The organism is Dyadobacter soli, assembly GCF_900101885.1.
GTDB lineage: Bacteria > Bacteroidota > Bacteroidia > Cytophagales > Spirosomataceae > Dyadobacter > Dyadobacter soli.
On record NZ_FNAN01000024.1, the window covers coordinates 1 to 26,500 of the forward strand.

Annotated in this window: 26 protein-coding genes and 2 rRNA genes; 9 read left to right on the forward strand and 19 right to left on the reverse strand. The window is 49.9% G+C overall.

Going from position 1 to position 26,500, the window contains the following annotated elements:
- A 23S ribosomal RNA gene (locus BLQ88_RS30985) occupies window positions 1-97 on the forward strand; the annotation flags it as partial.
- Between the two features lie 203 nt (window positions 98-300).
- Window positions 301-412: ribosomal RNA gene (gene rrf / locus BLQ88_RS30990) — 5S ribosomal RNA — on the forward strand.
- A gap of 297 nt (window positions 413-709) precedes the next feature.
- On the opposite strand, the gene BLQ88_RS30995 is transcribed toward rrf, so the two are convergent.
- The gene (locus BLQ88_RS30995; RefSeq protein ID WP_090156907.1) at window positions 710-1,717 is read right to left on the reverse strand and encodes a LacI family DNA-binding transcriptional regulator; all 1,008 of its coding nucleotides are present in this window, start codon (window positions 1,715-1,717) and stop codon (window positions 710-712) included.
- A 151-nt stretch (window positions 1,718-1,868) separates the two neighbouring features.
- On the opposite strand from BLQ88_RS30995, the gene BLQ88_RS31000 reads away from it, so the two are divergent.
- From BLQ88_RS31000 to BLQ88_RS31015, 4 genes are all read left to right on the forward strand, one after another.
- Entirely contained in the window at window positions 1,869-3,272 is a 1,404-nt protein-coding gene (locus BLQ88_RS31000; protein WP_090156908.1) for a Gfo/Idh/MocA family protein, read from the forward strand.
- 5 nt (window positions 3,273-3,277) lie between these two features.
- Window positions 3,278-4,051 (forward strand): glucosamine-6-phosphate deaminase, encoded by a 774-nt coding sequence (locus BLQ88_RS31005; protein WP_090156909.1) that lies wholly within the window; start codon window positions 3,278-3,280, stop codon window positions 4,049-4,051.
- A gap of 66 nt (window positions 4,052-4,117) precedes the next feature.
- Entirely contained in the window at window positions 4,118-5,260 is a 1,143-nt protein-coding gene (locus tag BLQ88_RS31010; RefSeq protein WP_090156910.1) for an acyltransferase family protein, read from the forward strand.
- A gap of 3 nt (window positions 5,261-5,263) precedes the next feature.
- Window positions 5,264-6,574 carry a dienelactone hydrolase family protein gene (locus BLQ88_RS31015; RefSeq protein ID WP_090156911.1) on the forward strand — a complete coding sequence of 437 codons (1,311 nt, stop codon included), beginning with the start codon at window positions 5,264-5,266 and terminating at the stop codon, window positions 6,572-6,574.
- Here BLQ88_RS31015 and BLQ88_RS31020 read toward each other — a convergent pair.
- From BLQ88_RS31020 to accC, 3 genes are all read right to left on the reverse strand, one after another.
- Window positions 6,558-7,238, reverse strand: a complete 681-nt coding sequence (locus BLQ88_RS31020) for a 2-C-methyl-D-erythritol 4-phosphate cytidylyltransferase (RefSeq protein ID WP_090156912.1) — start codon at window positions 7,236-7,238, stop codon at window positions 6,558-6,560. The genes BLQ88_RS31015 and BLQ88_RS31020 overlap by 17 nt on opposite strands.
- Window positions 7,239-7,327: 89 nt before the next feature.
- On the reverse strand, window positions 7,328-8,377 hold the full coding sequence (queA, locus tag BLQ88_RS31025; protein ID WP_015812717.1) for a tRNA preQ1(34) S-adenosylmethionine ribosyltransferase-isomerase QueA: 1,050 nt from the start codon (window positions 8,375-8,377) through the stop codon (window positions 7,328-7,330).
- Window positions 8,378-8,641: 264 nt separating this feature from the next.
- Window positions 8,642-10,147, reverse strand: a complete 1,506-nt coding sequence (accC, locus tag BLQ88_RS31030) for an acetyl-CoA carboxylase biotin carboxylase subunit (protein WP_090156913.1) — start codon at window positions 10,145-10,147, stop codon at window positions 8,642-8,644.
- Window positions 10,148-10,323: 176 nt separating this feature from the next.
- Between accC and BLQ88_RS31035 the strand changes: the two genes are divergently transcribed.
- Together BLQ88_RS31035 and BLQ88_RS31040 are read left to right on the forward strand one after the other, a co-directional pair.
- Window positions 10,324-11,595 (forward strand): aminotransferase class I/II-fold pyridoxal phosphate-dependent enzyme, encoded by a 1,272-nt coding sequence (locus tag BLQ88_RS31035; protein WP_090156914.1) that lies wholly within the window; start codon window positions 10,324-10,326, stop codon window positions 11,593-11,595.
- Between the two features lie 260 nt (window positions 11,596-11,855).
- Window positions 11,856-12,038: a BF3379 family histone-like protein gene (locus tag BLQ88_RS31040; protein WP_090156915.1), complete on the forward strand. Its 183-nt coding sequence runs from the start codon at window positions 11,856-11,858 to the stop codon at window positions 12,036-12,038.
- Window positions 12,039-12,094: 56 nt separating this feature from the next.
- On the opposite strand, the gene BLQ88_RS31045 is transcribed toward BLQ88_RS31040, so the two are convergent.
- The 3 genes from BLQ88_RS31045 to BLQ88_RS31055 form a co-directional block, all read right to left on the reverse strand.
- Window positions 12,095-12,508 (reverse strand): MaoC family dehydratase, encoded by a 414-nt coding sequence (locus BLQ88_RS31045; RefSeq protein ID WP_090156916.1) that lies wholly within the window; start codon window positions 12,506-12,508, stop codon window positions 12,095-12,097.
- 98 nt (window positions 12,509-12,606) lie between these two features.
- Entirely contained in the window at window positions 12,607-12,984 is a 378-nt protein-coding gene (gene hpf / locus BLQ88_RS31050) for a ribosome hibernation-promoting factor, HPF/YfiA family (protein ID WP_090156917.1), read from the reverse strand.
- Between the two features lie 230 nt (window positions 12,985-13,214).
- Window positions 13,215-13,517, reverse strand: coding sequence for a DUF4286 family protein (locus BLQ88_RS31055; RefSeq protein WP_090156918.1), 303 nt, complete (start codon window positions 13,515-13,517; stop codon window positions 13,215-13,217).
- A gap of 68 nt (window positions 13,518-13,585) precedes the next feature.
- On the opposite strand from BLQ88_RS31055, the gene BLQ88_RS31060 reads away from it, so the two are divergent.
- Entirely contained in the window at window positions 13,586-14,005 is a 420-nt protein-coding gene (locus BLQ88_RS31060; RefSeq protein WP_090156919.1) for a cytochrome B, read from the forward strand.
- Between the two features lie 123 nt (window positions 14,006-14,128).
- On the opposite strand, the gene cysM is transcribed toward BLQ88_RS31060, so the two are convergent.
- From cysM to BLQ88_RS31120, 12 genes are all read right to left on the reverse strand, one after another.
- Complete coding sequence (gene cysM / locus BLQ88_RS31065) at window positions 14,129-15,001, reverse strand: cysteine synthase CysM (RefSeq protein ID WP_090156920.1); 873 nt, start codon at window positions 14,999-15,001, stop codon at window positions 14,129-14,131.
- Between the two features lie 196 nt (window positions 15,002-15,197).
- On the reverse strand, window positions 15,198-16,409 hold the full coding sequence (locus tag BLQ88_RS31070) for an alpha/beta hydrolase family protein (protein WP_090156921.1): 1,212 nt from the start codon (window positions 16,407-16,409) through the stop codon (window positions 15,198-15,200).
- A gap of 84 nt (window positions 16,410-16,493) precedes the next feature.
- Window positions 16,494-17,204 carry an alpha/beta fold hydrolase gene (locus BLQ88_RS31075; protein WP_229212942.1) on the reverse strand — a complete coding sequence of 237 codons (711 nt, stop codon included), beginning with the start codon at window positions 17,202-17,204 and terminating at the stop codon, window positions 16,494-16,496.
- A gap of 89 nt (window positions 17,205-17,293) precedes the next feature.
- On the reverse strand, window positions 17,294-19,012 hold the full coding sequence (locus BLQ88_RS31080; protein ID WP_176885163.1) for an AMP-binding protein: 1,719 nt from the start codon (window positions 19,010-19,012) through the stop codon (window positions 17,294-17,296).
- A gap of 134 nt (window positions 19,013-19,146) precedes the next feature.
- Entirely contained in the window at window positions 19,147-19,656 is a 510-nt protein-coding gene (locus BLQ88_RS31085) for a GNAT family N-acetyltransferase (protein ID WP_090156924.1), read from the reverse strand.
- A gap of 31 nt (window positions 19,657-19,687) precedes the next feature.
- On the reverse strand, window positions 19,688-21,079 hold the full coding sequence (locus BLQ88_RS31090) for a hypothetical protein (protein WP_090156925.1): 1,392 nt from the start codon (window positions 21,077-21,079) through the stop codon (window positions 19,688-19,690).
- Between the two features lie 81 nt (window positions 21,080-21,160).
- Window positions 21,161-22,405, reverse strand: a complete 1,245-nt coding sequence (locus BLQ88_RS31095) for a hypothetical protein (protein WP_090156999.1) — start codon at window positions 22,403-22,405, stop codon at window positions 21,161-21,163.
- Window positions 22,406-22,501: 96 nt separating this feature from the next.
- Window positions 22,502-23,182, reverse strand: a complete 681-nt coding sequence (locus BLQ88_RS31100; protein WP_090156926.1) for a hypothetical protein — start codon at window positions 23,180-23,182, stop codon at window positions 22,502-22,504.
- 6 nt (window positions 23,183-23,188) lie between these two features.
- Entirely contained in the window at window positions 23,189-23,758 is a 570-nt protein-coding gene (locus tag BLQ88_RS31105; protein ID WP_229212943.1) for a thermonuclease family protein, read from the reverse strand.
- A 48-nt stretch (window positions 23,759-23,806) separates the two neighbouring features.
- Window positions 23,807-24,199: a hypothetical protein gene (locus BLQ88_RS31110; protein ID WP_090156927.1), complete on the reverse strand. Its 393-nt coding sequence runs from the start codon at window positions 24,197-24,199 to the stop codon at window positions 23,807-23,809.
- Window positions 24,200-24,234: 35 nt separating this feature from the next.
- Entirely contained in the window at window positions 24,235-25,467 is a 1,233-nt protein-coding gene (locus BLQ88_RS31115) for a sulfite oxidase (RefSeq protein ID WP_090156928.1), read from the reverse strand.
- 225 nt (window positions 25,468-25,692) lie between these two features.
- Window positions 25,693-26,484 carry a ferritin-like domain-containing protein gene (locus tag BLQ88_RS31120; protein WP_090156929.1) on the reverse strand — a complete coding sequence of 264 codons (792 nt, stop codon included), beginning with the start codon at window positions 26,482-26,484 and terminating at the stop codon, window positions 25,693-25,695.
- Between the last annotated feature and the right edge of the window lie 16 nt (window positions 26,485-26,500).

Consider the following 26,500-nt stretch of genomic DNA (forward strand, 5'->3'; position numbering starts at 1 on the left):
TAAGGGTCGTTGTAGACTACGACGTTGATAGGCTGCAGGTATACGTGTCGAAATACACTCAGCTGAGCAGTACTAATTACCCAACAGCTTGCACATTTAATCTTTATCTTCATCTCTTCTACTTCCAATATGACATGAAAAGGACAAAAGGGACAATGGAAAAAAGGACGAAAGGGAATGCCCTTCCTCCATACTCCTTCCTCCTAAAACTCAAAGATCTTGTTGGTGACTATTGGTCTGGACGGTGCGACGATTCGCTTCACCTCCTTCCCATAGCGAACAAAACCCAACGACGAACTTGTTGGTGACTATTGGTCTGGTGTTCACCTCTTCCCATCCCGAACAGAGAAGTTAAGCCCAGTTCCGCCGATGATACTTGGTTCAAACCTGGTAAAGTAGGTAGTCGCCACAATTATTAATCCAAAAAGCATCCTCAAAAGGGATGCTTTTTTGCGTTTTATGACAGTTTGGCTTGGACCGTGTCGCCGATGATATCGCGCCGCGTAGGCTTGGACTGGGTGTCCCCGTTCAAACCTGGTAAAGTAGGCCGGGCCGCGTAGGCGGGGCGCGCAGCCTAGTCGCCACAATTATTAAAACAAAAGTATCCTCAGAAGGGATGCTTTTTTTGCGTTTACCGGCATGAAGTTATTCATAATACTCATTTACCAACTTTTATTCTTACACAAGAATCACCCCCATTTCACATATGCTACCTGCGCGTGGATTCCCTTACGACAAGCTCGGTAGGCAACGAAATTTCCTGGCGGGGATAGGTTTGCTTTTGAATATGCCGGATGAGTACTTCGCAGCTTTTTCGCCCGATTTCATATGCTGGCTCTGCGATTGTAGAGAGCGACGGGGAGATGATTTTTGACGTAGGATCATTGGTAAAGCCTATCACACCCACTTCTTCACCAACCCGTATGTTGTGCTCCCGCAGCCACAAGATGACGCCGAATGCCTTGCGATCGTTGACAGAGAAGATTGCGTCCGGTTTTAAAGGGCTATCGAATAATGTAACCATGTCTTCGCGGCCATTTTCATCGCTAAAACCCGAATGGATGACCCCGTAAGATTCAAGATTGTGCTTCTTCAAGGTATCGAGATAGCCACGGAGTCGTTGCTGCGTGAGGTTCAGACCACGGGGGCCTGCCAGATGGGCGATTTTGGAATAACCTTGTGCAATCAAATGCTCGGTAGCCATGCAGGCTCCGGTATAGTCGTCTTGCACGACAGCAGACGTTTTTATAGATTCTGGCACACGATCAAAGAATACCAATGGCATATCCACCTCTACCAGCTCTTCAAAATGACTGAAATCGGTTGTTTCATAGGTAATGCAGGCAAGCAGTCCATCGACACTGCTCAGCGATAATTCACGCACCACTTTCGTTTCCCAGTAAGCCGAATCGTTCGTCAAATACAACATTACCTGGTAATTATGTTCCAATGCATATTCCTGAATGCCGGTAATTACCGTTGAGAAGTAGTAATTAGTAATGGCCGGGATGATTACGGCGATCTTATGCGTCCCGCTCTTAACCAACCCCGTTGCATTGAAGTTGGGCCGGTAATTCATTTTTGTGGCGGTATCCAACACCAGCTTCCGCGTTTCGGCACTCACATCGTAAGTATCCCGCATCGCGCGCGAGACGGTTGCCACCGATATGCCAAGCGCCTTGGCGATGTCTTTAATCGTCGTTAATCTTCTTGTCATTAAACTGACCGGTTCATGGCATCGAATGAAATTCTGGTTTCGATAACGTTCTCGCTACTATTTAAAGCAAATATCTGGAATGCCGCTATAAAACATTGTAAAATTGTACGATTGCAAACGTTTTTTTGGATTGTACAACGACTCAAAGCAAATGAAAAAGCGGGAATTCTTAAAAATAGCCGGTTTAGGCACGCTCGGGATGGCTGGTGCCGGCACGGCGGTTACCGGAGCACCAGGGATTGTGGTACCCGGCGATAAAAAGCAGCTTTTTAACATGAGCGGCTTCGCTGCACCTAAAATCGATGTTGTGCGTATAGGATACATCGGTATGGGTAACCGCGGCGGCGGGGCGATCAAGCGCATTGTGCATATGGGCAGCGTGCAGGTGAAAGGTGTCGCCGACATTGTGCCTGAAAAAGCGAATAACGCGAAGAAATTGCTCACGGATGCCGGACATACGCCCGACGCCTATTCGGGTTCACCGGATGCCTGGAAGAAAATGTGCGAGCGGGACGATATCGACCTGATCTACATTTGCACACCGTGGAGCCTGCATACGCCCATGGCATTGTACGCGATGGACCATGGCAAACACGTTGCAACGGAAATTCCGGCGGCGCTCACAGTGGAAGATTGCTGGAAGCTCGTCGAAACGTCCGAGCGTACCAAGAAGCATTGCATGATGCTGGAAAACTGCTGCTATGATTTTTTTGAATTACTCACATTGAATATGGCCCGGCAGCGCTTCTTTGGCGAAATTGTGCACGTGGAAGGCGCTTATATTCACGATATTTTTGAATCGCTTTTCCAAAAAGACAAGCGTTACGATTTGTGGCGCCTGAAAGAAAATCAGCGGAACGGCAACCTGTACCCCATGCACGGTTTAGGCCCTATTGCCCAAATCCTGGACATTAACCGCGGCGACAAGATGGATTACCTGGTGTCCATGAGCAGCAACGATTACATGCTGCAAGCCAGAGCGAACGAACTGGCCGCGAAAGACCCCGATTTCAAAAAGTACGCGGGGAAATCGTACCGCGGCAATATGAATACGACCACGATCAAGACCAATAAGGGAAAAACGATCATGCTGCAACACGACGTTTCCTCTCCCCGCCCCTACTCACGTTTGCATTTGATCAGCGGAACTAAGGGCGCTGCGCAAAAATATCCGTTACCCGAGGACGGAACTTCCGGCCGCATTTCACATGGGCATGAGTGGATCAAGCCGGATGAGTTCAAAGCGCTTGAACAGCAATATCAACCGGAAATCGTGAAGCGGGTAGGAGAATTGGCGAAGAAAGTTGGCGGACACGGCGGAATGGATTTCCTGATGGACTGGCGATTGATAGATTGCCTGCGCAATGGCCTGCCACTGGATCAGGACGTATATGATGCAGCGTCATGGAGCGTGATCATACCGCTGACAGAATGGTCGGTGGCCAACAGGTCGAATTCAGTCGATGTGCCTGACTTTACCAATGGTTCATGGAAGAAAAACAAGCCGGTGGACATTGCATTGAAAGAGGGCGGTAATACGGAAGTAAAATCATAACGAGGATGAAAGTTATTATTTCGGAGACAAAGGAGGAGTTGGGGCAAAGTGCCGGGGCTTACGCGGCCATGCTGATCAGGGATACGATTACCTCGCAGGGATATGCGAATGTGATCCTGGCAACCGGAACGAGCCAGTTTGAAACATTGAACCAACTAATTGAAGAAAAGGATATCGACTGGTCGAAAGTTACGATGTTCCATTTGGATGAGTATATAGGCCTTCCCGTCACCCATCCGGCGAGTTTCAGGAAATATTTGTCGGAGCGTTTTCTGTCGCGCGTACCTGCTTTGAGAGCCTCGTATCTGATCAATGGAGAAGGTAACCTGGAAGAAGAGCTGGCATATCTGGCCCGGAATATCGGTGCGCACCCGATCGATGTCGCATTGGTAGGTATTGGCGAAAATGGCCATTTGGCTTTCAATGATCCGCCGGCTGATTTTGAAACCGACTCGCCCTATTTAGTCGTCAATCTCGACGAGCCATGCCGCCGCCAGCAGATGGGCGAGGGGTGGTTTGGATCGTTGGACGAAGTGCCGTTGCAGGCGATCAGCATGTCGGTGCGGCAGATATTGAAATCTACGCACATTATTTGCTCGGTTCCTGATGAACGTAAGGCAGTAGCTGTGAAAGACAGCCTCGAAAACGAAGTAAGCAATGCATTTCCGGCGAGCATTTTGCAGTTGCACCCGCATTGTGCCTTTTTTCTGGACAGAGATTCGGCCAGCTTGCTGACAGCCATCGAAACGGCAGATAAGGACATTGAAATACCGAAATAATCCCTGCCGTTTCGGGTAAAAAGCAGTGGTACAGTTACTTCTATTCCAAACAGTTATCCTAAACCCATGGAAGCACCGTCTATTGTCGCTCAAAAGGAAGTAAAGCAATCCAATGCGCCGGGCCGGCTGGCCTCGATCGACGCATTGCGGGGTTTTGATATGCTGATGATCGCCGGTGGCGGCCAGTTTATCGCCACGCTGGGCGGAAAAACAGGCATCCCGTTCATCGACGCCGTCGCAGCGCAGTTCGAGCATCCCGCCTGGAACGGCTTTACATTCTATGATTTTATATTTCCGCTGTTCCTGTTTTTGGCCGGTACATCGCTTGCATTCAGCGTCACGGGTGGGTTAGCAAAAGGCATTCCGCAATCCGTGATCAGGAATAAGGTATTCAAGCGAATGCTGATCCTGATCGCATTGGGCATCCTCGACAAGAATGCGCCGATGGACATTTTCGATCCTGCGCATATACGTTACGGGAGCGTGCTCGGGCGTATAGGGCTCGCGACGTTCATTTCGGCTATTTTGTATATGAAATTCGGGACTAATCAACGGTTGTACATTGCTGCGGGCATTCTCGTCGCGTACTATCTGACATTGATACTAATTCCCGTGCCCGGTTTTGGTGCCGGAGATCTCTCTTTCGAAGGTAACCTCGTGGGATGGGTCGACCGCAATTTCATGCCGGGTATTTTGAAGCAAGGCACTTACGACGAACTCGCATTACTGACGCAGTTCCCGGCCATATGCCTGACAATTTTCGGTACTGTGGCTGGTGATGTGCTGCTGCATAAAAGCGATGCCGGGCCGAAGATCGGAAAGCTTTTCCTGTTCGCATCTGCTGGCATTGCCATCGGCTTACTATGGAATTATGTATTCCCTGTTAACAAGCACCTTTGGTCGAGCTCTTTCATTTTGCTTACTTCCGGGATGGCGTTCGCATTGCTCGCGGCCTTTTACTGGATTATCGACATTAAGGGGCATCACAAATGGGCGTTTTTCTTTCGGGTGATCGGGCTAAACTCGCTGGTGATTTACCTGGCCGTGCGGTTTGTAGATTTCAATCATTCGTCGCGGTTACTTTTTGCGGGCATTTATAAACATGCGCCGGAAAATTGGCACGAGGTTTACAATGCATTGGGCGGGTTTGTGCTGGTTTGGCTGTTCCTCTACTTTTTGTATCGTCAGAAAATATTCGTTAAAGTATAGCTTATGAAAACCGTCGACACGGACCGCAATGCTGGTGAAATATCGAGAAGAGCCTTTTTGAAAAACACCGCAGGCACCGTTGCACTGTCGGTGGCTGGCGGTGTTTCGGTAACTTCGGCGGCGCCAGTTTTTAATGCAGACAGTATCCATTCCTTATCTATGGCATCAGAAAAAAGCCTTATCGGCGCTTATGGCCCCTGGGCGGCCTCATTGCTTCCGGCGCAGCCTCCCCTTTCTTTTCGTAATAATAAGTGGAGTAATATCGACGTCTGGCGGAAGGAGGCTTTGGAAAAAACAAAGGAACTCGTGTCGGCGCCTGCGAAACCTGCATTGCCGAAGGTTACTGTCAAGAAAAAATATACTTACGACGGACTGGAAATTGAAGAGCTTACGTGGCAATTGCCTTATGGCCGGGCTACCGAAGCGGTATTGCTCAAACCGGTAGATGCTACCAAGCCATTGCCTGGCATTCTAGGGCTTCACGACCACGCCGGTATGAAGTATTTTGGGTTAAGAAAAATTGTAAAAACCTCCGACGAGCTGCATCCGATACTGAAAGAGCATCAGGAAACAGATTACGGTGGCCGTGCATGGGCGAATGAAATCGCAAAGCTGGGCCATGTGGTGCTGGTGCACGATACTTATGCATTCGGTAGCCGCAGGGTCTATTATGAGGATACAAAAGGGCTTAATTGGGGTGCAGTGAGTACCGAAGGTAAATCGGACGCCGACCCTGAAAAATCGGAGAACATCCGGACGTACAATGCGTGGTCGTCGGAGCACGAGCATGTGATGTCCAAATCGCTGTTTTCGGCCGGTACCACCTGGCCGGGAGTGTTTCTGATGGAAGATCAGGTTGCGCTGGACATTCTGGCGGACAGAAAAGAAGTAGATCCCAAGCGCCTCGGCTGCGGAGGGCTTTCGGGAGGCGGTTTGCGTACGGTTTACCTGGCCGGCCTCGATCCGCGCATTAAATGTGCCGTTTGCGTCGGTTTTATGACCACCTGGAAGGATTTGATTTTGAATAAATCATTCAACCATACCTGGATGACCTACACGCCACTGCTGCCGAAATACCTCGATTTTCCAGAAATTTTAGGTCTCAGGGCTCCATTACCCACATTGGTTTTGAACAATAACCAGGACGAACTTTACACGCTGCCGGAAATGAAGCAGGCAGACGCTATTCTGACCGAGGTTTTCAAAAAAGCGGGTGCGCCGGACAAGTACAAAGCCAGTTTTTACGACGGGCCTCACAAGTTCGACGCCGACATGCAGAAAGAAGCATTCGAATGGTTCAGGAAGTGGCTTTGAGGTAAATCTCTGCCCAGCGCAGGTCTTCGGGCGTCGTGATTTTAATGTTTTCGTAAGCGCCGTCGATCAGCTGGATGTGGTATCCCCATGCTTCGAGCACGCTGGCGCAATCCGTGAACGATTCGTGGTAATCGGCGGCAAATGCGGCCCGCATCCAGGACGACTTGAAAGTCTGGGGCGTTTGAATAAGCCTGAACAGCGTGCGGTCCATGGCCTTGTTGCCTTCATTCTGGCCTATGATCCGGATGGAGTCTTTCAATGGCACACTCACGACCGCGGCGCCATGCGAAGCGGCCGTTTTGAAGCTGTCGGCAATGATTTCGCGGGAGATTACAGGCCGTACCCCGTCGTGAACAGCCACGAGGAATTCTTCTTTCTCCACAATGCAATTCAACCCGTTTTTAACAGAGTGAAAGCGTGTTTCGCCGCCTGCTACCAGTTGATGGGCGATGTTGAAACTATGTTTTTTACACAATTCTTCCCAAAAACCAAACTGTTCGGATGGTAGCACTACTATAATACGCAGGTTTCTGGAATACCCGGCAAATGCGCGAACCGTGTGCATGAGTACCGGCAAGCCATTTACAGGCAGAAACTGTTTCGGGATATCGCTTTTCATGCGGCTTCCGCTGCCGCCGGCTACGATGATAACGTATTCTTGCATTCGGATTCAGGACTAATATAAAATGGCCATTTACGGCTCAGGACATGCGTCGCTGATCATAAATGGCCATTGGATTTCAGGGTTGTATATTAAATGATCAGCATTGCATCGCCGTATGTGAAGAATTTGTATTTCTCCTTGATAGCGATGTCGTAAGCTTTCATTACCAGATCAAAACCTCCGAAGGCGCATGCGGCCATCAAAAGGATCGATTCCGGCAACTGGAAATTCGATAGCAATGCATTGGCGATCTTGAAATCGTACGGAGGGAACACGAATTTATCTGTCCAGCCTTCAACGGGTTTCAAGTGGCCGCTCGCCGAAACCGACGATTCGATAGCCCGCAACGAAGTGGTACCAACCGCGCAAATGCGTTTTTTACCATCGATCGCCTTATTCACAACTTCGGCAGTACTTTGTGTAATGCGGTAGTTCTCCGAATCGGTTTTGTGTTTCGTCAAATCTTCCACGTCTACTGTGCGGAAGGTACCAAGACCAACGTGCAATGTAACCGGGGCGAAGCTAACGCCTTTGATTTCAAGGCGCTTCATAATGGCTTTTGTAAAGTGCATACCCGCGGTTGGAGCGGCTACGGCACCCACGTGCTCGGCAAAAATAGTCTGGAAACGCTCACGGTCGGCGCTCTCGACTTTGCGGCGGGAGATAATTTCCGGAGGAAGCGGCGTCTCGCCCAGCTCATCGACCAGCTTCATGAACGCGTCGTTGTCGCCGTCGTAAAGGAAACGGATCGTGCGGCCGCGGGAAGTGGTGTTGTCGATTACCTCGGCTACCAGGTCGCTGTCGCCGAAATACAGTTTGTTACCCACACGGATTTTACGCGCAGGATCAACCAGGACATCCCAGAGCCGCATTTCACGGTTCAGCTCGCGCAACAGGAAAACCTCGATTTTCGCGCCGGTTTTTTCTTTCTGGCCGTAAAGACGTGCAGGAAATACTTTCGTGTCGTTGATAGCCATTACATCGCCGTCGTCAAAATAATTGATCACATCGGCGAATGTTTTATGTTCAATTTCTCCTGTTTTCCGGTGAACGACCATCAGGCGCGATTCGCCACGGTCGGAAGGATGAAGTGCGATTAAACTCTGGGGAAGATCAAACTTAAATTCGGATAGCTTCATAGCTGGATATTCTGTGAATTTCTTTGGTCGTAGATAATGTCTGGAAAAAGGATAAACCCCGATTTCTGGCGGATTCCGGCACTTATTACAACTGAATTATAGCAATTATAAACCAGATAAGCATTTACCTTCAAAGAAAATTTGCTACCGGTAATACTTGCAGCCGTTTCAAATTGCCGAAAAAATTTGTATAGTCAGCCCTTATCTAAAATAAGACCGCAAAAGTAGGAATTTTTTTAAAAAATTTCAATAAATGCGTCAGTTTTAATGTGCTGCAAAACGCCTTGCCTTCCATTTGGACGCCTGAACGGTCACTTCCTCATTCTGAACCGGTTTAGCTTCCGGAGAAGTATCGGTCAGAAGCGCCGAAATCAGCGCTGCGAGGCCTTCGCTTTGCTCATCCGTTTTTGTACTTAACACATCCGGGTGAAAATGCCGGGCGACGAAATTGGTATCGAAGCTACCGTTTACAAATGCCTCGTGCTGCATCACAAACCGGCAGAACGGAAGGGTGGTTTGCACGCCGGTAATCTGGTACTCGTCAATCGCCCGGACCATTTTCCGGGTCGCCATTTCGCGGTCCTCGCCGTACGTAATGAGTTTGGCGATCATCGGATCGTAATAGATCGGGATTTCCATGCCTTGCTCGAAGCCGTCGTCTACCCGCACGCCATTGCCGTCGGGCTTAACATAAGTGCTCAATGTGCCGATGTCGGGCAGGAAATGGTTGGCCGCGTCTTCCGCGTATACCCTGACTTCAATGGCATGACCGCGGATTTGCAGGTCTTCCTGGGCAATGCCGAGCGGTTGTCCTTCCGCAATCGCGATCATTTCTTTCACCAAATCCACGCCGGTGATCATTTCCGTCACCGGATGCTCTACCTGCAAGCGCGTATTCATTTCCAGGAAGTAAAAATTCCTGCTCTCGTCCATAATGAACTCCACGGTTCCGGCACCATAGTAATTGCACGAACGCGCCACGTCCACCGCGCATCTCCCCATTTCTTCCCGAATTTCGTTCGTAATGGAGATCGACGGCGCTTCTTCCACCACTTTTTGGTGCCGCCGCTGAATCGAGCATTCGCGCTCGAAAAGGTGGATAATGTTGCCGTGATGATCGCCCAGTACCTGGATTTCAATGTGCTTGGGCGAGGTAATGTATTTTTCGATAAAAACGGAGCCGTCGCCGAATGCCGCCTGTGCCTCACTCACGGCACGGTCCATCTGCTCGTCGAGTTCCGCCTCGTTTTCGACCACGCGCATTCCTTTCCCCCCACCGCCAGCGCTTGCCTTGATGAGAATAGGATATCCGATGCCGTTGGCAATGCGCTTGGCCTCGTCGCGATCGTCGATAGCGTCGGGCGTGCCGGGTACCATCGGGATGTTGTATTTGGATGCTGCGTGTTTTGCTGCGAGTTTACTACCCATCACTTCTATGGATTCCGGCGAGGGCCCAATGAAAATCAGTCCCGCCTCCCTTACGCTTTTCGCAAACCCTGCATTCTCGGAAAGAAATCCGTAACCCGGATGGATCGCATCAACTCCCAGATCTTCACATACTTTCAATATTTTCTCAATATTCAGATACGATTCCGCAGACGCCGCCGCGCCTATGCATACAGCCTCGTCCGCATAGCGCACATGCGGGGACCTGCGATCCGCCTCGCTGAACACTGCCACCGTCGCGATGCCCATTTCACGTGCGGTACGCATGATTCTCAATGCAATTTCGCCCCGGTTGGCGACTAGAATTTTTCGGATTTGGGGCATAAAAAATGGTGGTAAGGTTTGGGATACGACGTGCAGATTAAAGGCACAGTTTTTATTAATTTACTAACTTACCATAGGTTGCAATGACAACGGTCTTTTTAAGTTAAATGTAAATTTTTTATTTTTGCATTTATCTAACATTTAAATCATCAGTTACCCACATAAAAAAAGAGCGAGTGGATATTTTCGAGAAATTGCGTAACAACTCAGGTCCGATCGGAACTCCGGCCAAAATGCTGAACAGCCACCATTATTTTTCATTTCCGATGCTGGAAGGAGAGCTTGGTCCGCGCATGAGGTTTATGGGACGGGAAGTGCTGAACTGGAGTCTCAACAATTATCTGGGTCTGGCCAATCATCCGGAAGTCCGTCAGGCGGATGCGGAGGCTGCTGCGAAATGGGGCCTTGCGTACCCGATGGGTGCAAGAATGATGTCGGGGAATTCAACCCTGCACGAGATTTTTGAAAAGGAACTGGCGCAGTTTGTCGGTAAAACAGATGCATTCCTTCTTAATTACGGTTACCAGGGCGTGATGTCCGCGATCGAATGTCTTTGCGACCACCGCGACGTGATCGTGTACGACGCCGAATCGCACGCCTGTCTGATCGACGGTATCCGTCTGCACAAAGCCAAGCTGGGCGAATACTATAAGTTCAACCATAACGATATGGTGAGCCTGGAAAAGAACCTGATCCGTGCGACCAAACTTGCCGAAGAAAAAGGCGGCGGCGTGCTGGTGATCACCGAAGGTGTTTTTGGTATGTCGGGCAAAGTAGGCGATCTGAAAGCCATTGCCGAGTTGAAAAAGAAATACAACTTCCGTTTGCTCGTGGACGATGCGCACGGATTTGGAACAATGGGTGAAACCGGCGCCGGAGTAGGCGAGTTGCTGGGTGTTCAGGACGAAATCGACCTGTATTTCTCGACATTCGCGAAGTCGATGGCGGCTATCGGCGGATTTATCGCGTCGAATGACCCTGAGATCATCATGTTCCTGAAATACAACATGCGGTCACAGACCTACGCCAAGGCACTTCCGATGCCTTACGTGGAAGGCTGCCGCAAACGCCTGGAAATGGTGAAGCAAATGCCGGAGCTGCGTGCGAAGCTTTGGGAAAATGTGAAGGCAATGCAGGATGGTCTGCGCAGCCGCGGCTTCAATATCGGTGAAACCGAGTCGCCTGTAACACCGGTTTTCCTTCATAGCGAAGGTGGCGTTCCGGAAGTTACCCGCATGGTACGCGACCTGCGCGAGAATATGGGTGTGTTCTGCTCGATCGTCGTTTATCCGGTGGTACCAAAAGGACAGATCATGCTCCGCATCATTCCGACGGCATCACATACACTCGAAGATGTGGAATATACGCTGAATGCATTCACGACGCTCGCCGAGAAACTCAAAAACCGGGTTTACCAGAGCGACGCCGTACAAGAAGTCGTGGAATAGTTATAAAACCGCTTTTTATGCGTGCAGAGGGCTTTTTTTTAAGAGCCCTCTTTTTTATTTACTCCCGGACAATAAAACTTTAAATGTCTAACTTATTGTTATTCAGGTCATTAAACTGCTTACGGGATTTAATTGTATTTTAGAAGTGTTTTTTTTTGTTTTTTGGGTTGCTTAAATGGTTTTAATTACTAAATTTCGGTCAAAACATGCGTTTTTAGCGTGTGAGAGGCATTTTTAAAAAACTAAAAAACGAAGAAAACATGGCAAGATTCGATGAAGTAAAGGACTTGATTCTTTCTCTGGAAGGCGATTTTGATAAGTTCTATAGCAAAGGTAACCAGGCTGCCGGAACACGTGTTCGTAAAGGTATGCAGGACCTGAAGACGTTGGCTCAGGACATTCGCGCAGAAGTTCAGAACAAGAAGAACGAAGGCGAGAAATAACGAAGCACACGGAAGATTTTCGAAGCCCCGGCGACATTCGCCGGGGCTTTTCCTTTTTAGAATTTCTCCTCGTTCACCATTGTGGCAATGCCGCGGACGGTGACCTTTTTAGTAGTGGCATCGTAAATCTCGGTGGATATCTCCGCGATGTGTTTGGCGGGGTTAATGGACACGATCTTGAAAACGGCGCGGTATTCCGTATCCACGAACATCGGGCGCAGGAACTCCACGGTTTGTTTCAGGTAAATGGAGCCGAAGCCGGGGAACTGGGTGCCGAGCACTTTCGTGAAAACCGTTATGCCCAGCATGCCGTGAATGATCGGTTTTTTGAACTGCGTGGTGGCAGCATATTCGGCGTCAAGGTGAACCGGGTTATTGTCGCCGGTCAGATCGGCGAAGGCCTGTACCTGCTCCTGGGTGAATTTGAAAAGATGGTCGAAAGTGGCGTCGACAATGGGTTCTATTTGCATAAACGGGTGATTTACTTAAAATGTAGTCTCAAAAATACATTTAAAACGCAAAAAGCCGCCTGGCGGTAGGCGGCTTCTTGTCTGAAATGAAAACTGGCCTATTCTTCGATGTCCTCGGCCAGCACGACTACCCCGTTGTCTTCGGAGAGTCCGTCAAGGCTTTTCGGAGCCCTGGCTTTGTTCCTTTTATTTTTAAATTTTTTAACCTGCATTTTCAGGGTATCTATTGCTAAATCGGTTGCTTCTTCAAAGGTGGTTCCCTGCTCCCTCACAAACATCGTCCCGCCGGGCACGTAGAGCTTCACTTCAAGGAGTTTGGTATGCAACTTGGTATTATCATTCCTGTCGAGCTTAAGGAATACCTCTCCACTGGTGATCCGGTCGTAGAACGTATCCAGTTTATCCAATTTTTGTTGAATGAAAGTCAGTAACTTGGGATCGGCATCAAAGTGAATTGCTTGCATCTGCAGTCTCATAAGCACACATCATTTTAAAGTAAAACATATTTCCAACCGTCTTTGCGATTTTCGTACCGGAGGTTTATTCATCTTCGGATAGTTATAAAAACCCAATCTATCCGGGCTGATCTCCTGGTCAAATCTGCCTTAACGGTAGATTAAATAAAAGGAAATATTAAGTTAATGTCAAGTAAAAAGCGTGGTTTTTGAGGTACAATTATTTGTGCAAAAAATCTCCCGCTACAACTTTAAGCCTCCTCCAAAAGTGTCCTGAAAGAGACATATTGTCCGTTGAAAAGCTCGTGATGGCGCTCCTGCAAGTCGGGCTGGAAATGGGTCTGGTAGGCCAGAAAATCCTCCATTGTCCTGAATATAAACTGGGTAGTGTAAGTAGAACCTTCGTTCTCGATTTCGGTCAGCAGCCGGAGCAGCTTGCATTCCAGCGGCAGCTCCGTCGCAAGGATTTCGGGGATATACACCGTTTTCATATAATGCAGCCAATCCTTTTCTGCCTGATAGCTGATGTTGACTGTGATGTTATAGACGATCATTTAATAAAAATTTATGTTTGCGAGTTACATTTGCATGCATATACTTATTCACCGTAACCAGTATAATCATGAATATTCTTCTACACGCCCATTCGGGCCTCCGTTATGTGGTGTTAGGACTTTTAATTGCAGCAGTTTTTACCGCATACTCCAAATGGCAACAGCGCAGCCAGGACGACAGCAAGCTGTACCTGTTTACCCTCATTGCAACCCACACACAGCTGTTGATCGGGCTGGTGCTGTATTTCATGAGCCCCAAAGTTAACTTCGATCTGATCAGCGAGAAAGTATTTCGTTTTTATTCAATCGAACACGTGTTCATGATGCTGATAGCCATCGTGCTCATTACCGTAGGAAGAGTACGCTCGAAGAAATTCTCCGGTCCCGACAAGCACCGGACGGTACTGTACTTCTACGCATTGGCATTGATCATTATCCTTGTTGCTATTCCCTGGCCGTTCAGGAATTTGGGATCGGGGTGGTTTTGATTTTTTGACGGCCGACGACCGACCGCTGACCGCCGATCGTATGTGTGTATGACGCACAAGTGATCGGCGGTCAGTGGTCGGCGGTCGGCCGTCTTTTTCGTTCTCCGTCGCGGCGAAGCCGCATTACCCAAACAACTCGCTCGACAAGTACCGGTCGCCGCGATCGCAGATGATGAACACGATCACGCCTTCTTCCAATTCTTTCGCCAGTTCTATGGCGGCCCAGGCGGCGCCTCCGCTGCTCATTCCGGCAAAAATGGCTTCTTCGTTGGCCAGGCGTCGGGTAGTAAGCGTTGCATCGTTCTGAGAAACTTCGATAACGCGGTCTACACGCTCTTTTTCAAATATTTTTGGAAGATATTCCACCGGCCATTTACGGATGCCGGGGATGCTCGAACCGTCGTTAGGCTGGCAGCCGACGATCTGGATATTGCTGTTTTGTTCTTTCAGATAGCGCGAAACACCCATAATGGTGCCCGTGGTGCCCATGGAAGACACGAAATGCGTGATCTTTTGATCGGTATCACGGTAGATTTCGGGACCCGTGGTGCGGTAATGTGCCTTCCAGTTATCGGGGTTTGCAAACTGGTTGAGCATGAAATACTCTCCGGCTGCTGCCTTTTCCTCCGCCAGGTCGCGGGCGCTTTCCATTGTTTCAGTTAGGATTACCTTCGCACCGAATGCTTCCATAGTCAGTACGCGCTCGCGGGTGGAGCTTTGCGGCATCAGCAGCTCGATTTCAAGGTCGAAGAGCCGGGCGATCATGGCCAGCGCAATGCCGGTGTTGCCGCTCGTAGCTTCAATGAGCTTCATACCCGGCTTTACTTCGCCGCGTTCGAGCGCGCCTTTGATCATGCTGTAAGCCGCACGGTCTTTCACGCTGCCGCCGGGATTGTTACCTTCCAGCTTGCCGAAAATGCGGACTTTGGGATTGGGATTAACTTTTCGTAATTCAACCAGGGGTGTATTGCCTACCAGATCCAGTAATGATGACATGGTGTATTCGGGATGTTGTGATTCAAAAAAGGTACGTGAATGAAGAGTTACCGGCCATGCGGCCTCTCCGGAAAGCGTAAATCAACAACATCGAACAGGCTGAAAGAATGCCCGCCGGGAAGAAAATATAGTAAACTTGGAAGTAGAAAGCATATTTACCCTATGAAACTAGTGGGATGCGAATATACCACATTATTTACAGGGTTTCGGCAAAAAATGCCTGTGTGCCCACCAGGAACGGCAAAACCGAGTTGCTGTGCGTGCCATCGGCAACCTTGACAAAGCTCACATTGGTAGCTCCCAGCTTTTGCATTGCATTGTAAGCGTTTTCGGAGTTGAAGAAAAAAACGAGCGGATCTTTTGTGCCGTGATAAAGCCTGGTAGGGGTTTTAGGCTTGAAATTGTACACGTCATTATCGGCAATGGCGTCGATGAAACCTTTATCGGTACCGTCGTTGAGCGCTTTTTTGAATGAATCGTTCAGAGCCAGATGGAAGCTTTCGGCGATGGATACGTTTTGCCCCGACGCAGCAATTTTAGAAGCGTACTTTTCTGTGAAATAATAGGAAGCGGGCTTGTTCAGCTTGTAAATGCGGTCGTAGGTAAGCAATACCCACAAATAGAGCGAATTATACCCTGCAATGCCGTCTGTTTTATCGTTGATGATGTGCTTCATGAATGCGGTCTTATCATAAGCGCCTGCTCCGCAGCTCGACGCCCGCAAATTAAATTCCGAAGAGGCTTCTTCTTCAATCTTCCGTTGGAGCGACATGGTCGCATAACCACCTTCTGAATAGCCTGCTACATAAAGTTTTTCGTCCCATTTCACTTCATTCTGACCTCTGAGAAATTCTTTCGCAGCCCGCAGCATATCCAGAGACGCCGAGGCGAGGCTCGCGCGGTGCTCGTACGGGTGCGGGAGGTTTTTGGAAGCACCATAACCAATATAATCCGGGTAGGCGATAATGTAGCCCATCGCACCGAATAGCGAACCGAAAGATGAGCCCTCGGACCCGTCTTTGAATACGGAAGGGGCCTGGTCCTGATCGGTTATCGTGCCGTGCTGTACGCTGATCATCGACACGGGTCCGGCTGCAACCGGCAAAATCAATGCACCGGAAGCGGTAATCTCCGCGCCGTCGGTATTTTTCGTTTTGTAAGTGATCTTGTAAACCTTCACCCCATTCTTCACATACAGAGCCGCCAGGGGCCCGAACGCCGACGCCTGTTGCAGGATCTGTTCCTTGGTCAGCGTTTTGAGTGCAGTAATTTCCTTTAAATAGACATTCTCCTCGGCAGGCGGTACTACCTTAGGCTCATCTTCCTTACATGAATTGAGGATCAGCAAGCTCCATATGAGCAGGAAGCCAAGGTACCGGAAGGATAGGGCAGGGATAGATTTTTGCATAGCTAAAAGAAAAACAGGCCATTAGTATATCGGTAGTAACGCATAATGGCCTGTTTTTGATGATGTTTTCGCTTTTTTCTTCTGTTAAATTTTACTCATATACCAGTTGATCATCCTGGCAGTGGAATCCGGACGCTCCACCATGCCCATATGCCCGGCCTCGGCGAAGATCAGCGGATAGCTCTTTTTCGGATATTCGGCGAGTTCGATGACGCTTTCAAAATGAATCAGCTTGTCCTGCATTCCGATAATGAACAGAACCGGGAAGGGCAGGCTGGCTAGTACTGCGGTGCGATCGGGGCGGTTGCGCATGGCGTTGATACCGGCGATCAACGCTTCGGCGGGCAACTTCCCGAAGTGCGCGATATGTTCTTTGATGCGCTCAGGGTAGAGTTCCTTGTAGCGGTCACCGAAAAGATTTGCGGCGGTACTTTTCACGAAAGACTCTGTCCCATAAGTGCGAAGAAGGTCGATCATCTGGCCGCGTTGATGCTTTTTGGAGTCATCGTCGGCGTAGGCGGTGGAATGGAAAAGCCCGAAACCTTCGAGCATATCCGGGTATTTTTCGGCAAATGCGAGGGAAATGTAACCACCCATCGAATGGCCGATCAATGTGCATTTCTGGATATTGGCATTGGTCAAAAGGCGATGCAACTCGTCGGCATATTCTTCCACCGACTGGCAGGAGGTAAGGAGTGAAATGTTGGGCCTCACTACCGTGTAAGTGTCATTGATCGCAGCGTCGAGGCTGTCCCAAATCGTGTCATCTATGCCATGCCCATGTAATAGTACCAAAGTTTTCCGGTGTAGATTCATATAGATTTGCATTCAAGGTTGAGAACTTGTTTGCCTAAATATACTAAACCTTCCTCCGTTTTTCGGCCTTAATGGGCAACTTTCGCCATTTCCTCCTCGCGCAGCGCACGCCGGAGTATCTTGCCTACATTGGTTTTGGGCAGCTCTTTCCGGAACTCGATCTGACGCGGGCATTTGTAGCCGGTAAGGTTCTCTTTACAGAATGCTTTCACCTTTTCCTCAGTTAGTTCCGGGTCTTTTTTGACTACAAAAATCTTTACCATTTCCCCCGATTTTTCATCAGGAACACCCACACAAGCCACTTCCGCGACGCCGGGACATTGGGCTACCACGTCTTCGATTTCATTGGGATAAACATTGAAACCCGAAACGAGGATCATATCCTTTTTCCGGTCCACGATCTTGAAAAAGCCGTCGGCGTCCTCGATACCAATGTCGCCCGTTTTGAACCAGCGACCACTTTCATCTTCCAGGATCACTTTGGCGGTTTCGTCGGGGCGGTTGTAATAGCCGAGCATAATCTGTGGCCCTTTCGCGCAGATTTCTCCGCGCTCGCCGATCGGCAGCCATTTGTCGTCCTCGCTGAGGATACGCATTTCCGTGCTCGGAAAAGGCAGGCCGATGGTACCTTGCTTATGTTTGCCATTCAATGGATTCACCGAAAGCACGGGTGACGTTTCCGAAAGTCCGTAACCTTCCACCAGCGGGCACCCTGTGGCTTTTTCCCAGCGCTCGGCTACGATCTTTTGCAGCGCCATACCGCCGGCGATGGTGATTTTCAGGTTCGAAAAGTTCACCGAGGCAAATTCCGAATTATTCAGCAGGCCGTTAAAAAGCGTGTTCAGCCCGGGGAAAATATGGAATGTATGCTTTTTGAGTTCTTTGATGAATGCAGGAATGTCTTTCGGATTGGTGATCATTACATTCAATGCACCCCATTTGATACCGCATAACCCATTGATAGTCATTGCGAAAACATGGTACAGCGGCAATGCGGCGATGAGCGTCAGCTGCCCGGTTGTCTCCGAGGTCCGCATTTTCGACATCAGCCATTCGTTAATACCTTCCACATTGGCGATCAGGTTCCTGTGCGTGAGCATCGCTCCCTTCGAGACTCCCGTGGTACCGCCGGTATATTGGATGAACGCTAGATCGAGGCCCGAAACATTTGGTTTCTGATAGGTGATACCTGAGCCAATCGACAGCGCGTGCGCGAGCGTAACGGTGTTTTTCAGGTGGTAGGCAGGCACCATTTTCTTCACATATTTCACCACCGCATTCACGATCAGCTTTTTAGGAAAGCCCAGCAAGTCACCGATTTCGGTAATGATCACATGCTCGATATTCGTGTTGGCAATGACCTTTTCGAGGTTAACGGCGAAGTTGGCCAGTATCACAATCGCTTTCGCCCCCGAATCCTTGAACTGATGCTGCATTTCACGCGGGGTGTACAACGGGTTCGTGTTCACGATCGTCAGGCCAGCACGCAGCGAACCCATCATTACTACCGGATATTGAAGGAGATTGGGCATTTGCAAGGCAATGCGATCGCCCTGTTTCAGGCCGACGCTTTGCAGGTATGCCGCGAAATTCTGTGAAAGTTCATCCAGTTGCCCGAAAGTCAGCTTTTTATCCATGTTGGTGTAGGCTGGCTTATCAGCGTGCTCCCGGAAACTCGCCTCCATCATTTCGAGCAGCGACGAGTACGCATCCGGATTTATTTCATAGGGAATGCCCTCCGGGTAGTTTTTGAGCCATGGATAGGTATCCTTCGATATCGAGGTCATAATTTCAGAGCAAAGGGTAAGAACGAAGATTTGTGAATTAAGGTAATCAATTAAGCCAAAAAAATATCGAACCAGTCCAATTTATTTTTGACCTTAAAATCTTGCGAATTTGTGTTAAATCGCAGACAATACGATTACCGGCGGCTAATTTCCCAACGCCATAACAAACCTTCATCGGGGTCGTTGATATCCTCCGTCTGTGCAAAACCCAATTTTTCCAGAATGTGCCCGGAAGCATTCTCTTCCGCCAGCGTATGCGCGATTACTTTGCGCACGGACGCATGCTGAAATGCATGATCCAGTAATCCTTTGGCGGTTTCGGTTCCTAATCCCTTCTCGCGATAAGATGGAATGACCTCGTAACCAATCTCTACCATGCCATTCGCATCGGGCTCTCCTTTGTAGCCGCACGAGCCGATGAGCATGTTATCGGGGACGTGTATAATGAGATAAACCCACCAGTCGCGCAGCGGCGGGTGGGCTTTCCAACGGTGATAAGATGGTGTGAAAGTATCGCGGAATTCCGTCCACTTTTTGGGGACGTTTACGCCCATAACGCGGGCTAATGTATTGTTTCCCATGCGGATAGCGTCGTAAAGTGTATCGTCGCAGGAGATAATTCTTAAATGGGGGGTCAGAATCATAATATTGGAAATGAGCCCCCCAATTTAAGAACTATAAATTGTTTTCGTCAAAACGGTCGGTAATTGCCTTGCGGATGGCCTGGTGCGGGCGCATTCCCGTACTGCGCGTACGAGGCACGGCACGATCGGCCGAGGCGTTCGATTTGGCGCGCAATGCGAGGTTCGAAACCGTCAGATGGCTATTGCGCCAGGCGTCGTATTCTTCCTCGTTCATGACGTCCCGGGTTACCTGCCCGTGCGCATAACCGTCGCCGAACGACTGTACGCGGCTGTCGGTCAATGCAGATTTCCGCTCGTTTTCGAGTGCCTCTATTTCCGCCCTGATTTTGGCTTCTTCCGCTTTCAGCTCTTCCAATTTAGGCAAAAGCTCGATGTCGTTTTCGAGAACCGTTTTTTGCGTCATATGCTGTGTTACCAGCAATTGCAGCGGCTCCATTTGTTTCAAAATCCGCTTTCTTCTCCTGCGTAGGCGGGCCAGTTTCGGGTCGATTTGCAACCATCGGTACCAGAAACCTTGCAGCACCGGCAGCGCCATACCCAGTGACACCGCACCCGCGATTGCGAACAGCACACCGCTCAATACGAACGACAGCAATGCCCATGGACTATTGACGAGGTCGAGGTTCAGCTGATCGGAGTTCTGTAATGCCTGCTCGATTTTCTTGGTCAATGCAGGACTATCCACCGGCGCGCCAGTCAGCGGGTCGACGGCATTCAATTGCAGGTTTTTTACCGATTTGTTGATCGCCTCTTTCAGCTTGTCGGTACGGTAGGCCTCGTAACGGAACCAGCCCAGCACGATCAACGTGACGATCGCGAAAATCGATAATACCAGTTTGAAACCTGCATACCGCGATTTCGCTTTGGGTGAATCCTCTTTGTGATAAGGCTCTTCCACCAGCCGGTCATAAGCCGGTTTCAACAGCACCGACAGCATCGCCAAACCGATGGCGAATGCCCAGGCTTCGTTAGAATTCCGGATATTCAGCGCGTAGGCAACGATTTCGTGCGAAATGATCAAGTCACCGGCGATGAAGGAAATACCCGCCGCAAGGAAGATCAAACCGGCAATGAGCGAGTAGGAAGGCGCTTTTTCCGCACGTTTCTCCCTCAACTCCCCGGTCTGTGCGTCGATTTCGTTGATCGAGCGCTCCATGTCCTTCATTTGCGTGGCTGCATTATTAAGGCCCATTACCTCATTCTGCAATTTGCCGTACGCAGTTTTGTGCTCGGCCAGCGCCTGCTGGTTCCTGCCTCTTGTTTCAGACAGCTCCTGTTTCTTTTCATTGAGCCGGTCCTGAATCCAGCCGTGGTTTACATTGCTGGACAAATAGTTTTCATATACTTCACGGTCGATACCTTCCATTCCACGCGTGTAACCGTGTTGGTAATCTCCGTTTTCATTTGGATTTTGCTCGTTCATGGTCCTGTTTAGGGTTGATCGAATATTAGTTTTGGGTAAAAAACCGCGCCATCAGCGCATTTCCTGATCATCTTTCCGCCACTATTTGCCCTTCTGGATCAGGTTGAGCTGCCGGGTGGTGAGTTCGTTTTTCATGCGGCGTGCGAGGTAGAATTCGCTCTCAAAAAGCTTGATAAGCATGTCCCTTTTGGCAAAAAGGCGGTCGCGCTCGGTCTCGGCGTGGCTCTGCTCGCGTAGTACCTGCCATTTTTTTACACGGAGGTCGTCGATCTCCTCCTGCAACGTCTGGCATTCCGATTCCCAGTTGTAGTTATTTTCAACAAAATCCTGACGGTCGCGACGAATATTTAACCAGATTTTCAGGTCATTGCGCAGTACGGTAATGTTACTGAGCAGCAGTTTTCCCGCAAAAAGGAAGAGGAAAAACACAAAAACGAACAGCGCGAATGCCTGCCACCAGGTTTGGTAAGTGATCACATTCGCAAACACGAACAACGCAGCCGCAAATGGCAACCCTATTTCTTCCAGCAGCGATTTCCAGGTTACTTTCGAATCGGTATCGTGGAAAAGCGAAATGCGGCCGAAAAGGCTGAACATACCTGCGAGGAACACGCCCAACGCGATCCATGAGTTATCCGCAAATGCCGGTTTCAGCGATTCGCGTATCAGGAAAAAGTTACCCACGCACATGGCCGCGCATAACGTAATGCCTATGAGCGTACGCGGGAGGTGATGCTCGCCTTCCGTACGCGCGCCCGGATTTTTCAAACGCTCCTGCAACTCGTCGATGCGGTTTTGTTTCTGGCCGATAAACAGGTTCAGCTCCTGGATGCGCTCGTTATGCTGCTCGATGCCGGCAATATGCGACGCGGCCAGGTTCGAGAAGTATTTGTGGATAATGTCGGTTTTCTCGTTCGGGTCCGATTCCGAAAGGCCGAACAGTACGCCCTCATCGCGTAATGTGTCTTCGTCTTCCAGCCAGTAGGGGATCGCTACCTCCACTTTTTCCAGCTCTGGAAGCGATTGGGGCGCGGCCTGCATAGGCGCGACCTGCACAGGCGTGGCTTGTTGGTAAACGCCCGGCTGAGATGCGGCCTGCATCGGCGCTGCCTGTACAGGCGCCTGAAATGCGGGTTGCTGGGGCTGTGGCGCAGCAGCCATTAAAGGTTGCCTGGTTTGGGCAACGGTTGTTTGCGTGATTGGATTTTGTTCCACTGATTGGGTAGGGGTGTCGTTCGCCTGAACAGGCTCATCATCGTAAAAATCGTTTTCGTCGGACTCTCTCGGACGAAACCAGCCGGCAATTAATTCAGTCAGTTTGGCCATAGTTTTCATGGGTTAGCCTGCGATTATCCATGAAAACAAACAAAATCGCTATTATATTGTGATGACCGGCCATTAAAAAAGGTAAGGCGCTGGGGATTAGGACATTTCAAACATCTTCTGTAATGCTTGCCAGAGTTTTTTCTTCAAATTCCGGTCGGCCTCGATGACAACCAGCGGATCCACGAGCAGGAACCAGATTCCTTCCAGATTTTTGGGCGTGTAGGGAACGAGTAAGAGATCAAGATGGAGCTTGATCAGCGGTACGCCGAAGGAGATAAAATAATTGGTTTTTTTACCGGCAAGCACCGTGCGTGCATCTTGCCCGGGCATGAAACTGAAATTCAAAACATCGCTCGTTTCCAGCGAGTGTCCCACGGCTTTGAGGATGTTGTCGAGGAATAATGCCTCGGACATGAGCATTTCCTTTTGCTTCGATTCGTCGGTGAGGACGAGTACTTTATGTTTTAATGCAGGGAATGCGGGAGCTGTTTTTTGTAAAGGTTCCGGCGCGGGGGGCGGCGCAGGAATGGCCGGGGTGGGCGGCAATGCCGACTGAGCCAGCGCGCCGGGTGTTGGCTGTGCGACAGACGCAGGTATTGCCGGTGTCGCATGCAGCGTGGGCGTATCCGCCTGTACGGTCGCGGGAGCGGGTATGGGCGGCTCGATTTGCTCGACCGACTCGACAGAAGGCGTTGCCGCAAGCACGTAGTCTTCCAGCTGAAACAAGGTTTCATCTTGGTAAAGGATCTGAAAAAGTGCTGCCGACGAATGCTCCATTAGTTATTATAGATGCCCGAGTTCCATGCCCGGCTGGGTCCAGATACCTATTTTCTGTTTGTGGGCGGCTATTTCAAGTTTGGCATATTCCTGATCTTTGGAATATTTCTTGAAATGCACGGCCAGCCCTTTTTTGACCAATTCCTTATTCAAAACTTTACCATCCGACAGCACTACTTCGCCGAGCAGTCGGCCATATTTATCGAACTCGCCTTTGTGGCGAATGCTGACAATCTTCCGGAAGCATTTCTCGCTCGTAAACTGCTTCGCATTATTGTAGAAAGGCATGCCGCGCTCGGGACAGTTGATATGCAAAAAGCGTATCCGCACATTTTTGCCCATCCGGCGTCCCGCTTTTTTACCCGAATAAATATACTTCAATTCAATCGTGTCACCGTCCTGGATACCAATCACTTCTGCTTTGAGCGGGTTGGGTAAATCGCTGTTGCTGCGTAGTTGCTGGCCTTCTTCCGATGTCAGCGCGCACGAGGCGAGCATGGTCGGGGCACTTGTGAGAACGAGGAACAGCAGGCTGGAAAATGCAAATCGGGAAATCAGGAAGCGGAAATCAGGCACGCGGAATATTCATAAAGTTTGAATGCCAAAGATAGGTATTGTTTCCGATCAGTTTTGATCCAGCTTATACCACTTAATGTCCTTCAATGGCGCCCTCCTTGCCACTGAGGCAGTTGGCGAATAATTTTTTTCCAGATAATCGAGCACGGGTTTTTCCGCGTCGCCCAACTCCCACAGGTTATGGTTGGCTTGCATCCAGCGTATTTTCTGCTTCCAGCCGTCGCGCGTGAAGCGGTTGGCGGTGATGAGTTTGGTAGAATGGCAGTTGGTGCATTGCGCTTTCACCATATAGAGGTTCTCGTCCACGATCAGGCCCGTTTCAGGGTCGGTTTTCGTGGTGTCAGCGAGCGCCGCATTTACATTATTATATGTGGCCGAGGTTTCGGGCAAGGTTTGATATACAATACCTGCGCCGAGCATGGCAATCAATAGGGTCTTCATAAAATATCAGATTGGCCCGGAGGCGGGAATGTACATTATCCTACCTTGACGGCGATTCGCTCACAGGCATTGTTCAAATATCCACCGGGATTCCACGCAGGTGTCAGCATTGGCTGTGCATTGCCCTTATCGTCGGTCGCTTTTACCCAAATTTCGTAGTAGCCATTCACCGGAAATTTAATGTTAGTATTCCAATGCTGCCACGCCAGCCTGTTCGCAGGTGCTTCCAGCTTGCATTCCTTCCAGGTAGCGCCGAAATCGATCGAAACTTCCACCTTTTTCACCGAATGGTCACCCGCCCACGCGTGCCCGCGCAATGCGAGCTCCTTGCCGGGATCGAGCATTGCACCCGTCTTAGGATAGGTGATCAGCGATTTTACAGGCATCGACTCGATGATTTTGTAATATTCATCGGTAGCGGGAATTTCTGTGCCGGGCGCTACCGGATTGCGGGGCAGCTTGTAGCTGTGGCCTTCCATTTTCGCGCCATCGTGCACCTTATTACGCACCGAAATACCGCTCAGCCATTTTCCTGAAACCGACGCGGGCCAGCCGCCGATCACGAGCCGCAACGGGTAACCGTGGAACTCGGGAATGTCTTTGCCGTTCATTTGCCAGGCGACGAGCGTTTCGTCTTCCAGTGCTTTCGCGATAGGTACACCCCTCGAAATAGATTCTTTCTTGGGGTCGCGGCTCAGGTGAAGGTCTTTGCCGTGGTAACCTATATATACAGCGTCGCTTTTAATGCCTGCATCGTTCAGAATATCTTTCAACCGCACGCCCGTCCATTGCGCGCAATGCACCGCACCCTGGCCCCATTGGTTGCCCGAAGCCTGAGGCTGGTAACCCGAACGGCCATTACCGCCGCATTCGAGCACGAGTTGATAAGTATATTGTTTGAATTTCTTTTTAAGATCGGCCAGAGAGTAGGTTTTCGGCGCTTTCACCGACTCGCCGTCGATGGTGAGCGTCCAGTTGGCAACATCTATCTTCTCCGGAACGAGGCCGTTATTGCGGATGAACATGTTTTCCACCGGGGTAATGCGGTCGTCGAGCAAATGCAACGGCGTTTCCACGTTCCAGGGTTTGTCGCCCTGCACGATCATTTCCGTGCTTTTGCCTTTCAATGCATCTTTTTCATCAAGGAAAATGGGTCGGTAACCTGCCGGCATTTTGTTTGCGAAAACGATCTGGCTGCCCATTGCGGTAGCCAGCGCGGTGAGGCTGCCCTGCCGGAGAAAATCTCTTCTGTTAAAATCGGAATTCATCAACTGGTTCAGGAAAACTTGTAAAACATTATTTCCAAATTTACATAAACCACGCGGCTTAAACCATTATATCGCGCCATTTCGGGCAGTTTACCTATAAAAAAGAGGCTACCGTCGCCAGTAACCTCCTGATTCATAATAGTGTGTAACCGGGCACCCGGAGCATGGCTCACCAAAAGTGCATGTATAAAGTCTAACAGGGAAAGTTTACGTTAATTACGCAGATTAAGCCTTGATAAACGGCCCGGCGATGTCCAGAACCGCCTGCTTGGTCAATGGCTCGTCGAACGCTTCGGTAACAGCAGCGTCCGATTTGGAAGCCAGGCCTTTGATATTTACACCTCCCTGGGTCATGTTATCTTCCCCGGCATAAATCGCGGGCACTGCACCTTCCTTACCGGTAATCCAGCCCTTCATGGCAGGCAAGCCGAGCAACGTGGCAGCCAGGCGGCGTGCTACGGCAGCGTGACGTGCCTCTACCGAATGCACCTGCAATGCGTATTCAAGGATTTGCGGATCGCCAATCAATACGCCCGCCTGTCCTTTGTATGCACGCACACCCGTGTCTTCCAATGCGCTCGAAACGGTTACGAACGTTTTGTAATTGGTAAATACATCACCGAAAGCGCCTCCGTACTGGAAGTCGAAAGTCGGCTTCTTGATAGCCTTGTCGCCCAATGCTTTCACAAGGAATGCAACGTGCTGCGATTCGTGCTTACCGATTTGCATGAAAATCGTTTTGTCCGACGCCGGAATCAGGTTGGCAGCCGCAAGGCCGGCTTTGTAAAACTCGTCTTCGAGGTATTCGAGCGTCAATGCGTAGTTGAGCACATCCACGGCCGCTGCCGATTGTGCGAATGCCTTGTTCACGACGGCCGCAAAGGCTGTCGGTATAGCGACGGAAGCCAGCTTGCTCCCCACCTTGTTCATGAAATGACGGCGTGACGCGTATTCAAGTCTCCCCACGGCGTCGCCGTCGATTTGCTGAAACTTATCTATGATTTTGAAAATATCCATTGTGTCTGATCCTAAT